Origin of the sequence: Bradyrhizobium sp. HKCCYLRH3073 (assembly GCF_051167995.1) — a bacterium.
Lineage (GTDB): Bacteria > Pseudomonadota > Alphaproteobacteria > Rhizobiales > Xanthobacteraceae > Bradyrhizobium.
Genome location: NZ_JBNPUD010000002.1, coordinates 783,628 through 795,836 on the forward strand (window position 1 = coordinate 783,628; position 12,209 = coordinate 795,836).

Annotated in this window: 10 protein-coding genes; 6 read left to right on the top strand and 4 right to left on the bottom strand. The window is 66.8% G+C overall.

The annotated features are described in order from the left end of the window. Positions 1-204: 204 nt before the first annotated feature. The 6 genes from ACQR1X_RS07460 to ACQR1X_RS07485 all read left to right on the top strand — a co-directional run bounded on the left by ACQR1X_RS07460 (position 205) and on the right by ACQR1X_RS07485 (position 7,648). Positions 205-1,068 carry an FAD binding domain-containing protein gene (locus ACQR1X_RS07460; RefSeq protein WP_434898589.1) on the top strand — a complete coding sequence of 288 codons (864 nt, stop codon included), beginning with the start codon at positions 205-207 and terminating at the stop codon, positions 1,066-1,068. Between the two features lie 281 nt (positions 1,069-1,349). Next, a complete protein-coding gene (locus tag ACQR1X_RS07465) occupies positions 1,350-1,850 on the top strand; it encodes a (2Fe-2S)-binding protein (protein ID WP_434898590.1) in 501 nt (166 codons plus the stop codon). Continuing rightward, positions 1,847-4,267: an aerobic carbon-monoxide dehydrogenase large subunit gene (locus tag ACQR1X_RS07470; protein ID WP_434898591.1), complete on the top strand. Its 2,421-nt coding sequence runs from the start codon at positions 1,847-1,849 to the stop codon at positions 4,265-4,267. The genes ACQR1X_RS07465 and ACQR1X_RS07470 overlap by 4 nt, the downstream gene beginning before the upstream one ends. Before the next feature lie 279 nt (positions 4,268-4,546). Next, positions 4,547-5,416, top strand: a complete 870-nt coding sequence (locus tag ACQR1X_RS07475; protein WP_434898592.1) for an AAA family ATPase — start codon at positions 4,547-4,549, stop codon at positions 5,414-5,416. After that, positions 5,413-6,618 (top strand): vWA domain-containing protein, encoded by a 1,206-nt coding sequence (locus tag ACQR1X_RS07480; RefSeq protein WP_434898593.1) that lies wholly within the window; start codon positions 5,413-5,415, stop codon positions 6,616-6,618. Before ACQR1X_RS07475 ends, ACQR1X_RS07480 begins: the two co-directional genes overlap by 4 nt. 214 nt (positions 6,619-6,832) lie before the next feature. After that, positions 6,833-7,648 carry an XdhC family protein gene (locus ACQR1X_RS07485; RefSeq protein ID WP_315803263.1) on the top strand — a complete coding sequence of 272 codons (816 nt, stop codon included), beginning with the start codon at positions 6,833-6,835 and terminating at the stop codon, positions 7,646-7,648. Positions 7,649-7,654: 6 nt separating this feature from the next. Here ACQR1X_RS07485 and ACQR1X_RS07490 read toward each other — a convergent pair whose 3' ends face one another. The 4 genes from ACQR1X_RS07490 to ACQR1X_RS07505 form a co-directional block, all read right to left on the bottom strand. Further along, positions 7,655-8,749, bottom strand: a complete 1,095-nt coding sequence (locus ACQR1X_RS07490) for an HWE histidine kinase domain-containing protein (protein ID WP_316177544.1) — start codon at positions 8,747-8,749, stop codon at positions 7,655-7,657. A 274-nt stretch (positions 8,750-9,023) separates the two neighbouring features. After that, a complete protein-coding gene (locus ACQR1X_RS07495) occupies positions 9,024-9,848 on the bottom strand; it encodes a carbohydrate ABC transporter permease (protein WP_315803265.1) in 825 nt (274 codons plus the stop codon). Next, positions 9,845-10,780, bottom strand: coding sequence for a carbohydrate ABC transporter permease (locus ACQR1X_RS07500; protein WP_316177547.1), 936 nt, complete (start codon positions 10,778-10,780; stop codon positions 9,845-9,847). The genes ACQR1X_RS07495 and ACQR1X_RS07500 overlap by 4 nt, the downstream gene beginning before the upstream one ends. Continuing rightward, entirely contained in the window at positions 10,777-12,096 is a 1,320-nt protein-coding gene (locus tag ACQR1X_RS07505) for an ABC transporter substrate-binding protein (protein WP_316177548.1), read from the bottom strand. Before ACQR1X_RS07505 ends, ACQR1X_RS07500 begins: the two co-directional genes overlap by 4 nt. Positions 12,097-12,209: the final 113 nt, after the last annotated feature.

A 12,209-nucleotide genomic window follows, 5' to 3' on the forward strand; every position in this document is an offset into this window, starting at 1 on the left:
GCAATTCGTGCGCGGCCAGCCGCATTTCGTGCGATTTCGCCGCTCTCCGTGCCGGCTTCGTTGCGCGGCCGGCTGTCACGATCGACGCTCCGCGCCAATCCGCGATGCGTCCGCGTTCGCACTTCGCTCTCGCAGCACGAACGCCCGCCGCAACAACGCGACGGCCTTGCCGGCAAGGCAGGCCAGCACAGGAGAGGACACGTCATGATTCCTGGCCCGTTCGACTATCACCGGCCGGCGAGCGTCGGCGATGCGATCAAGCTGCTCGCCGACCTCGGCGACGATGCGCGCCCCCTCGCGGGCGGCCACAGCCTGCTGCCAATGATGAAGCTGCGGCTGGCGACGCCAGCGCATCTGATCGATCTGCACGGCATCGCCGGCCTCAAGGGCATCCGCCGCGAGGGCGACCGCATCGTCATCGGCGCGATGACCACGCAGGCCGAGCTGCTGGCCTCGACTGAGATCGGAGCCAGCCTGCCGATCCTGCACGAGACCGCGCTGTTGATCGCCGATCCGCAGGTGCGCTACCGCGGTACGCTCGGCGGCAATGTCGCCAATGGCGATCCCGGCAACGACATGCCGGCGCTGATGCTGGCGCTGGATGCAAGCTACCGTCTGGAGGGGCCGAACGGCGCCCGCGAGGTCGCGGCGCGGGAGTTCTACCAGGGGGCCTATTTCACCGCGCTGGAGCCGGGCGAGATCCTGACTGGTGTGAGCATTCCCGTTCCACCCGCGGGCCACGGCTATGCCTATGATAAGCTGAAGCGCAAGGTCGGCGACTACGCGACCGCCGCGGCGGCCGTCGTGTTGACCATGGCCGGCGGCAAGGTGGCGAGCTGCGTGATCGCGCTCACCAATCTGCACGAGACGCCGCTGCTCGCGACCGACGCGGCGAACGCCGTGATCGGCACGGCGCTCGACGATGCCGCGCTAAAGGCCGCCGCGACGGCGGCGCGCGCGATCATGCAGCCGGCGTCCGATGCGCGCGGCCCGGCCGAGTACCGCAAGCATGTCGGTGGCATCATGGTGATGCGCGCCCTGCAGCGCGCGGCGAGCCGGGCGAAGTAGCAGAGTTTGGCACACTGTCGCCGCGTGCGGGATGCACCTCGCCCCACGGCACGCCCTCTCCTCTCCCTCCCCCCTTGTGGGGGAGGGGCGGGGAGGGGGGAAGCCCCAAGCGAGACCGCCGCCGTGGACCCCCACCCGCAGCCGAAGCTTTGCTTCGGCGTTCTTCAAAAAAGCCGGCCGCGAATGCGGCCGGTTGCCCTCCCCGCAAGGGGGAGGGGAGCGCACTGACACCGCGGCTGGTAGCTGAGCAAAAGTTCGAAGACGTCTTCAGGGAGCACCGAATGCCCAAAACCCACATCACGATGAAGGTGAACGGCAGCGAGGTCGACGGCCTCGCCGAGCCGCGCACCTTGCTGGTCCATTTCCTGCGCGAGCAGGCGCAGCTCACCGGCACCCATATCGGCTGCGAGACCAGCCATTGCGGCGCCTGCACTGTTGATATCGACGGCATGAGCGTGAAGAGCTGCACCATGCTCGCGGTGCAGGCCAATGGCGCCGAGATCACCACGATCGAGGGCATGGCCAATGCCGACGGCACCTTGTCGCCGCTGCAGGAAGGCTTCCGCATGATGCACGGACTGCAATGCGGCTTCTGCACCCCCGGCATGATTTTGCGCGCGCATCGGCTGTTGAAGGAGAATCCGCAGCCGACGGAAGCCGAGATCCGCGCCGGCATCTCCGGCAACATCTGCCGCTGCACCGGCTATCAGAACATCGTCAAGGCGATCCAATACGCCGCCGCCAAGATCAACGGCGCGGAATTCCAGGAGGCCGCGGAATGAACGACCTGACTCCCACGCGGGAACAACGCGAAGCCGCCCTCGAAGGCATGGGCTGCCGGCGCAAGCGCGTCGAGGACATTCGCTTCACGCAAGGCAAGGGCAACTACGTCGATGACGTCAAGCTGCCTGGCATGTTGCACGGCGACTTCGTGCGCTCGCCGCATGCGCATGCGCGGGTGAAGGCGATCCACACCGAGGAGGCGCTGAAGGTGCCGGGTGTGCTGGCGGTCATCACCGCCGAGACGCTGAAGACGGTCAACCTCGCCTGGATGCCGACCTTGGCCGGCGACGTGCAGATGGTGCTCGCCGACGGCAAGGTGCTGTTCCAGAACCAGGAGGTCGCGTTCGTCGTCGCGACCGACCGCTACGCCGCCGATGACGGCGTCTCCAAGGTGGTCGTCGAGTACGAGCCGCTGCCGGTGCTGGTCGATCCGTTCAAGGCCATGGACCCGGACGCTCCCGTTTTGCGCGAGGACCTTGCCGGCAAGACCTCTGGCGCACACGGCCCGCGCAAGCATCACAATCACATCTTCGAATGGAGCGTCGGTGACAAGGAGCTGACCGAGGCGGCGTTCAAGAAGGCGGATGTGACGATCAAGGAGATGATCTCCTATCACCGCACCCATCCGTCGCCGCTCGAGACATGCCAGTGCGTCTGCTCGTTCGACAAGATCAAGGGCGAGCTGACGATCTGGGGCACGTTCCAGGCGCCGCATGTCATCCGAACCGTGGTGTCGCTGATCGCGAAACTCCCCGAGCAGAAGATCCACGTCATCGCGCCCGACATCGGCGGCGGCTTCGGCAACAAGGTCGGCGCCTATCCCGGCTACATCTGCGCCGCCGTCGCCTCCATCGTGACGGGCAAGCCGGTGAAATGGGTCGAGGACCGCATCGAGAATCTGACCGCCACCGCGTTCGCGCGCGACTATCACATGACCACGGAGATCGCGGCGACCAAGGACGGCAAGGTCACCGGCCTGCGCGTCCATGTGCTTGCCGACCACGGTGGCTTCGACGCCTGCGCCGACCCGTCGAAATGGCCGGCCGGCTTCTTCAACATCGTCACCGGCTCCTACGACTTCCCGGTCGCGCATCTCGCGGTCGATGGCGTCTACACCAACAAGGCACCGGGCGGCGTCGCCTATCGCTGCTCGTTCCGCGTCACCGAGGCGGCCTATTGCATCGAGCGCGGCATGGACATTCTCGCGCAGAAGCTCGGCATGGACCCGGCCGAGCTGCGGCTGAAGAATTTCGTCAAGCCGGAGCAGTTTCCCTATCACTCGGCGCTCGGCTGGGAATACGATTCCGGCGACTATCACACCGCCATGCGTAAGATGATGGAGAGCGTGGACTACGCGGGGCTGCGCAAGGAGCAGGCCGAGAAGCGCGCCGCGTTCAAGCGCGGCGAGACCCGCGAGATCATGGGCATCGGCGTCTCCTTCTTCACCGAGATCGTCGGCGCCGGTCCGTCGAAAAATTGCGACATCCTGGGCATCGCGATGTTCGACTCCTGCGAGATCCGCCTGCACCCGACCGGAGCCGGCATCGCGCGGATGGGCACCAAGAGCCAGGGCCAAGGCCACGAGACCACCTGGGCACAGATCATCGCCAGCGAGATCGGCATACCCGCCGATAACATCATGGTCGAGGAGGGCAACACCGACACCGCGCCTTACGGCCTGGGCACCTACGGCTCGCGCTCGACGCCGGTCGCGGGTGCTGCGATCGCGATGGCGGCGCGCAAGATCAAGGCGAAGGCGCAGATGATCGCGGCCTACAAGCTCGAGGTCCACGAGGACGATCTCGAATGGGACATCGACGGCTTCCGGGTCAAGGGCCTGCCCGAGAAGGTGATGTCGATGAAGGACATCTGCTGGGCGGCCTACAACTCCGTGCCGCCGGGCATGGAGCCGGGGCTGGAGGCGGTGAGCTACTATGATCCGCCCAACATGACCTATCCGTTCGGCGCCTATCTCTGCGTGATGGACATCGACGTGGATACCGGCGTGTACAAGGTCCGGCGCTTCTACGCGCTGGACGATTGCGGCACCCGCATCAACCCGATGATCATCGAGGGCCAGGTGCATGGCGGCCTCACCGAAGCCTTCGCCATCGCGATGGGGCAGGAGATCCGCTACGATGCCGAGGGCAATGTCGTGACCGGTTCGTTCATGGACTTCTTCATGCCGACCGCGGTCGAGACGCCGCATTGGGAGACCGACTTCACGGTCACGCCCTCGCCGCATCATCCGATCGGCGCCAAGGGCGTCGGCGAAAGCCCCAATGTCGGCGGCGTGCCGGCGTTCTCCAACGCCGTGAACGACGCGTTCTCGTTCCTCGGCGCGACGCACATCCAGATGCCCCACGACTTCTGGCGCAACTGGCAGGCCGCGAAGAATTTGGGCGCGGTTGCATAGACGAAGTCCAAGAGCACCTTCGTCATTGCGAGGCGCGAAGCGACGAAGCAATCCAGAGTCCCGTCCATCACCCTGGATTGCCTCGCTCCGCTCGCAATGACGCCGAGAGAGACGGCGCTGTAACCGCATCGCCGGTGCGCTCCCCTCCCCCTTGCGGGGAGGGGTCGGGGGTGGGGTCTCCGGCGGCAGTCTCGCGCGGGGCACCCCCCTCCCTAACCCTCCCCCACAAGGGGGGAGGGAACACACCGACTTCGCGGCGAGATCGAGAAACAAACCGGTATGAAAACCCGCGACGACATCGCCCGATCTCTCGCCGCCTGCGGCTATATCGCCGATGGCGAGCTGGCGACCGCGATCGCGCTGATGCAGCTGTTGAAGCGGCCGCTGCTGCTGGAGGGGGAAGCCGGCGTTGGCAAGACCGAGGTCGCCAAGGCGCTCGCCTGCGTGCACGGCACCGAGCTGATCCGTCTGCAATGCTATGAAGGCCTCGACCAGAGCTCCGCGCTCTACGAGTGGAACTACCAGCGCCAGCTGCTGGCGATCGAGGCGCATCGCGGCCAGCCGGACACCCTCGAGGATCAGATCTTCTCCGAGAAATATCTGCTCGAGCGGCCGCTGCTGGCGGCGATCCGCCGCGCCATGCCGCCGGTGCTGCTGATCGACGAGATCGATCGCGCCGACGACGAGTTCGAGGCGTTTCTGCTGGAGCTGCTGTCCGACTTCCAGGTCTCGATCCCCGAGCTCGGCACCATCAAGGCGATCAGCATTCCGCATGTGGTGCTGACCTCGAACGGAACCCGTGAGCTATCGGATGCGCTGCGCCGGCGCTGCCTCTACCACTACGTCGACTATCCCGATGTCGACCGCGAGGCGCGCATCATCCTGACCAGGATCGAAGGTGCCTCCGCCTCGCTCGCCCTGCAGATCGCGCGCATGGTCGAATCCCTGCGCAAGGAGGAGCTGCGCAAGTTGCCGGGCGTCGCCGAGACGCTGGACTGGGCGGCGGCGCTGGTCGGGCTCGACGTGCGCGATCTCAAGGATCAGCCGGAGGTCGTGCACGACACCTTGATGTGCCTGCTCAAGACCCATGAGGACCGCGCTCGCATCACCCGCGAGGTCGCGGCGCGGCTGCTGGGGAAGGTCGCATGAGTTGCTGTGGCGCCACACCCGACCACGAGGACTTGGATGCGGTGGCGCGGCTCGTCGCGGGCCGCCTCGGTGCGTTTCTCAAGACGTTGCGCGACAACGGCTTTGCGGTCGGCCTGGCGGAGGGGCAGGACGCGGCGGCAGTGATGAGTGCGGGCTATGCCGAGAAGCCTGGCCTGCTGCGCTCGGCGTTCAAGCATCTGTTCTCGGCGCGCAAGAGCGAGTGGGATCGCTTCGATGGCCTGTTCGACGCGTTCTGGCTCGGCAAGCGCGTGCGCTCGCGCTCGCTGGTCTCCGGCGCGACGGCGAGAGCGAACAGCCCGTCCCTGAAGAGTCTGCAGGATGCGAATGCCGCTCAGCCGGAGCCTCACGGCGCGACCGATCAGATTCCCTCTGACGAAACCCCGCGCGACGCGGGCGGCGAGGGCGTGCGCGAAGGCGCCTCGCGCGTCGCCGCCATCAGCGATACCGACTTCCGCAAGCTCGCCGATCCCGACCAGGTCGCGCTGGCGCATGAGGCCGCGGCGCGGCTCGCCAAGGCGATGCGGACGCGATTGACCCGGCGTGATCAGCAGCGGAAGTCGGGCGAGCGGCTCGACCTGCGCCGCACCATCCACCGCAATATCAGCCATGGCGGCGTGCCGATTGCGCTGGTGCACCGGCGACGCAAGCACAAGCCGTTGCGGCTGGTGGTGCTGCTGGACGCCTCCGGCTCGATGAGCCCCTACACCGCGGTGTTCCTGCGCTTCATCCATGGCGTGCTCGACGCCTTTCGCGAGGCCGAGGCCTTCCTGTTTCACACGAGGCTCGCCTACGTCTCCGACGCCATGAAGGAGAAGGACGCCGCGCGGGCGCTCGACCGTCTCTCGATGATGGCGCAGGGCGCCGGCGGCGGGACGCGGATCGGCGAGAGCCTGCAGACCTTCAATCGCTGGCACGCGCCGCGCGTCATCCATTCGCGGACCTGCGTGATGATCGTCTCCGACGGCTACGACACCGGTGATCCCGCCTTGCTCGGCCGTGAGATGGCACAGTTGAGCCGCCGCTGCCGCCGCATCGTCTGGCTCAATCCGATGCTCGGCTGGGACGGCTACGCGCCGGACGCACGCGGCATCAAGGCCGCGCTGCCGTTCGTCGATCTCTACGCGCCCGCGCATACGCTGAATTCGCTGGCCGCACTGGAGCCGTATCTGGCGAGGTTGTGAGGATGGCGAATAGCCTGATCGATCTGACCATAAGGCACTCTGCTACGGCATCGGCAGTGCGCTCCCTCCCCCCTTGTGGGGGAGGGCTGGGGAGGGGGGTACCACGGGCACCGGTGCCAGCCGCCCCCCTCCCTAGCCCTCCCCCACAAGGGGGGAGGGAACAGACTGCCCTCGCGGTTGCACCGCGCCTCTCACGACGACACAGGAGGCAATCATGACGGCAACTGTCGAACTGCTCGATCTCGCCGCGCAGCTCAAGGCCGCCGAGGAAAGCTTCGTGCTCGCCACCGTCGTCCGCACGGTGTCGGTGACGGCCGCGAAGGCCGGCGCCAAGGCGATCATCCGCCCCGACGGCAGCATCGTCGCGGGCTGGATCGGCGGCGGCTGCGCCCGCGGCGCGGTGCTGAAGGCGGCGCGTGAGGCGCTCGCCGACGGCATCCCTCGCATGGTCTCGGTGCAGCCTGAGAACCTGCTCGCCGAGCTCGGCGTCAAGCCGGGCGAAACCAAGGAAGGCGTGCGCTTCGCCGCCAACATGTGCCCGAGCAAGGGCACCATGGATATCTTCGTCGAGCCGGTGCTTCCGCATCCCGCGCTGGTCATTCTCGGCGCGAGCCCGGTCGCGGTCGCGCTCGCCGCGCAGGCCCGGCCGCTCGGCTATCACGTGACGCTGGCGGCGCCGGCGTCCGATCTCGTCACGACACCGCAGGCCGATGTGCTGATCGATGGCTTCGCGCTAGGCCAACCGGCCGGGAGCAGCCGCTTCGTGGTCGTGTCGACGCAAGGCAAGGGCGACGAGGCTGCGTTGCGCGCCGCGCTCGCCTGCGATGCGGCCTACCACGCCTTCGTCGGCAGCCGCCGCAAGATGGACAGCCTGCGCGACAAGCTGATCAAGGACGGCATCGACGCCGCGCTGCTCGACGAGGTCAAGGCGCCCGCCGGCCTCGATCTCGGCGCCATCACGCCGGAGGAGATCGCGATGTCGATCCTGGCCGAGATCACGCAGGTGCGCCGGCGCGGCCAGCGCGGCTGAATTCGGTCATGGCGCGAGCGGCAGGTCGAACGAGACCCGGAGCCCATCCGGCGCGAAGTCGCGCGTGACCTCGCCCTTCAACGCGGCGCCGAGAATGCGCTCGAACAGCAGCGAGCCGAAGCCGTTGCTCGCAGGTGGGGAGACCTGCGGCCCGCCGTTCTCCTCCCAGGACAGCTTGAGCCGTCCGTCGGCATGGGTCCAGCTCAGCGTCACCTGTCCTGCATCGTTCGACAGCGCGCCGTATTTCACCGCGTTGGTGACGAGCTCGTGCAGCCCCATCGACAGATACAGCGCGACGCCCGGCGCAAGCGGCACGGCCGGGCCGTCGACCGCGACACGGTCGCCTTGCAGCGGCGCCAGCTCGGCGCAGACCAGCTCATCGAGCGCGATCGCCTCCCGGCCGCGATCCAGCGCCAGCGCGTGGCTGCGCGTCAGCGCGGCAATGCGGCCGCGCAGCACCTCGCCGAACTCGGCCAGCGCCGAATCGGCGCGGATGCTGAGCGCGATCACGCTGTCGACCAGCGCCAGCGTGTTCTTGACACGGTGATTGAGCTCATGGACGAGCACGCGATGGTGCTGCTCGACCGTGCGTCGCCGTGCATTTTCGGTGCGCAGCGCGATCTCGTCCATCACGATCTCGCTGAGCTCGGTGAGCTGGGCGATGTCGTCGTCGCTCCACGGCCGCGGCTCGTGATCGATGGCGCAGAGCGCGCCGATCACCTCGCCGCTCGGCAGCCGCAGGGGGACGCCGAGATAGGCGATCACGCCGAGAACCGGCACCGCGAGATTGTCCCTCACCAGCGGATGCTCGTTGGCGTCGCTGATCACCAGCGGCTGCGCCGAGGTCACGACGTGCTGGCAGAAGGAGTGGCTGAGCGGCGTCTCGCGCAGCGACGCCCACGGCTCGCACAGGCCGACCGAGCTCTTGAAGAACTGCCGGTCGCGATCCACCAGCGCGATGATCGCCGCCGGGGCCTGCAGCAGCCGCGAGGTCAAACGGGTGACGCGATCGAAGCCCGGCTCCGGCGGCGAGTCGAGCAGCTCGGTCTGCAACAGGGCAGTCAATCGGTCTGGCGCGGAGGCGTCGCGATCGGACGTCATGCAGCTTTCGTCGGTCTGGCGTTCAGCCGGTGATGGGTTGCACGACGGGCCGGGCGGAGCGCAGATCCGGAGCCGGTCGATCGTGCGGCGCAGTGGTATTCGGCTGGAACGAAGCCGGCACGGAGACGAGATGAAACCGTCAACGCGGTCACCGCCGCGCCGCAGGCGCGGGGCGAATCCCGGTTCCACGCAGGTAACCAAGTGGCAGACTATGGCCTGACCAAGGCAGGTTTGGCATTCCGCCGCAGGTTCTGCTTGGTATGCATTATACCCGTCAGCCGCCCTTGACCGCACCCGCCGTCAGGCCGGCCACGATCTGCCGCTGCGCGAACACGGTCAGCAGCAGCACCGGCAGGGTCACGATCAGCGCGGCCGCCGCGAGCGGCCCCCAGGAGAGCTGATCGAACGAGATCATGTTGTAGACCGCGACCGGCAGGGTGCGGGTCTCACGCCCTGCCAGCACGATGCCGAACACGAAATTATTCCAGGAGAAGATCACCGCGAGGATGAAGGCGACGGCGAGGCCGGGCTTCGCCACCGGCAATGCCACGTGGCGGAAAACCTGCCAGCGCGTCGCGCCATCGATCCGTGCGGCTTCCTCGAGCTCGATCGGCGTGGTCTCGAAATAGCCGATCATGATCCAGATCACGATCGGCACGGTGACGACGAGATGGATGATGATCTGCGGCCACAGCGTGCCGAGCAGGCCGAGCCACTGGAACAAGAGGAACAGCGGGATCAGATAGGACAGGCCCGGCGTGATGCGCGCGATCAGGATCACGATCGCCGATTTGTGCGCGGCCATGCGGGCGATGCCGTAGCCGGCGGGCACGCCGACCAGCATCGCCAGCGCCGTCGCGCCGCCGGTCACCAAGAGGCTGTTCCTGAAGTAGGTGAAGAAACGGTTGGACGACAGCACGTCGGCATAGTTCTTCCAGGCGAAGTGTTCCGGCCAGAACACCGGCGGATAGGCGGCGTTGTCGACCTCGAACTTGACCGACAGCGAGATCATCCAGAGGAAGAACAGGATCGCCGGCGAGACGATCAGGAAGACGCCGAGCGCAAGGGCGAGCCGGCCGAGGATGGTCTGCGCGCTCATGTGTCGCTCCCCAGCGCATTCCACTGTGCGCGCCGGCGCAGCATCAGCAACAGTGCGGTCAGCGCCACGATCAGCGCGAAGAACACCACCGCGATCGCCGAGGCATAGCCGAGGTCGTAATAGACGAAGGCGACGCTGTAGAGGTAGAGGTTGATGGTCTCCGACGCCGAGCCCGGACCGCCTTGCGTGATTGCGAAGATGATGTCGAAGCTCTTGATCGCGTCGATGGCGCGGATCATCGCGGCGATGAACAGGAACGGCATGATCAGCGGCAGGGTGATGTAGCGGAACATCTGCCAGGTGCTGGCGCCGTCGATCTGTGCGCTCTCGTAAGGTTCGGTCGGCAGCGAGGCGATGCCGCCGAGCACGATCAGCATCACCAGCGGCGTCCATTGCCAGGTCTCGACCAGCACCAGCGACGGAATCACGGTGGCCGGATGGAACACCCAGAGCTGCGGCGGCAGGCCGACGAGCGACAAGAGATAGTTCAGGATGCCGAGCTGCGGGTGGAACATCATCGTCCACACCAGCGCGATCGCGACCGGTGTCGCCATCATCGGCATGATGAACAGCGCGCGCAACAGCCCGCGTCCGGGGAAACGCGCATGGAAGATCACCGCCGCGAAGGTGCCGAGCACCAGCGGCAGCAGCACGGAGAGAGCCGTGTAGGACAGCGTGTGCCCGACCGACTCGACGAAGCGCGGGTCGGCCGGCAGCCGGATATAGTTCGACAGCCCGACGAAGGTCGTGGGCGAACCGACCTTCCACTCCTGGAAGCTCATCCAGATCGTGAACAGCCAGGGAAAGATGATCACCGCGAGCACGGTGACCAGCGCCGGCACCACGAACGGCCAGTAGGACGGCGGTCGCAATGCACGTTCCGGCGCAGCAGTGTCCGCTGCCGCGCCGGCCTGTTCGACGATCGTGCTCACGCTTTCTCGCTGCGCTCCAGGATCGGGCGGAACTGCTCGTGCGCCTTCTTCAGCTCGGTCGCGGGATCGGCGCCCGACAGCGTGGCGGTCAGCGCCGCACCGACGAGATCGCGGAATTCGGCGACGGGAATGATCACAGGCAGGCCGAGCTTGCTGATCTTGCCGGAGTCGATCGCCGACTGCAGCCACTCCTTCGGCATCTTCACGCCGCCCTGCACCCCGGGGTCGTTGAGCACCGAGTTGCGGAACGGCACGCCGCCGCCGGCCTGCACCAGGCGGGCGCCCTGCGGCTTCGACACCAGCCACTGGCACAGCAGCCAGGCGGCTTCCTTGTTCTTGCTCGCAGCCGCAATGCCGATGCCGTCGCCATAGGTCGCCGAGTACTGTCCCTTCGGTCCGGCGGGCACCACGGTGTAGCCGACCTTGCCGACCACGCGCGAAGCATTGGGATCCTCCAGCGGCGGCGCCCAGCCGACGCCGTCGATCCACATCGCCGAGCGCCCTTGCGTGAACGAGGCCATCGACTCCATCCAGTTGAAGCCGGCGACGCCCGGAGGCGCGCAGGTCGTCAGCAGCTTCTGATAAAGCTTGGTGGCTTCGATGGCTTCCGGGCCGTCGGTCAGGATGTTGCCCTTGGCGTCCAGGAACTCGCCGCCATAGTTGAGGAAGAAGTTGGTCCACAACGTCATGTTGGCGTTGCGCAGGCCGCGGCCGACGAAGCCGAAGATGCCGTCCTTGGCATCCGTCAGCTTCTGCGCCGCCGTGACCATCTCGTCGAGCGTCTTCGGCACCTCGACGCCCTTCTTCGCGAACAGCTCCTTGTTGTAGTAGAGGATGAAGTAGTCCACCGACCACGGCAGCGAGAACATGCGGCCCTTGTCGTTGCTGGCGTAACTCAGGCCGGCGGCGGAGAAATCGCTCTGCACGAGGTCCGGCGCGGTGAGGTTCGGATCCTTCATCATGTCGGTGATGTCGGCGAGCCAGCCGGCCTTCTCGAACTGCCGCTTCTGCACGTGATAGCTGAGATGGACGACGTCGAAGCTCGGCTTGCCCGACGACAGTTCGATCACGACCTTCTGCCGCTGCTGCTGCTCCGGGATCTGCTCGGATTCCACCTCGATGCCGGTCAGCGCGGTGAATTCCTTGATGTTCTTCTGCAGATTGTCGCCGCGCGGCCCCTTGGCGAGGATCACCTCGAGCCTGGTGCCGGCATATTTCTTCCACTGTGGCTCCGACCAGGCGGGCTGGCCGGTAAGCGCAAGCGCGCCTGCTGCTGCCGTACCCGCAAGCATGTTGCGGCGCGTGATCGCGGTCATCATATCCTCCCAGAAGACTTTTTGTTTGGTCGTGAAGTGTAGCGCGATCCAGCGACGCTGCAACAGCATGGTGCCCGTTCGGCTGGGGATGCGACGACAGCGCGTGGTGCGCC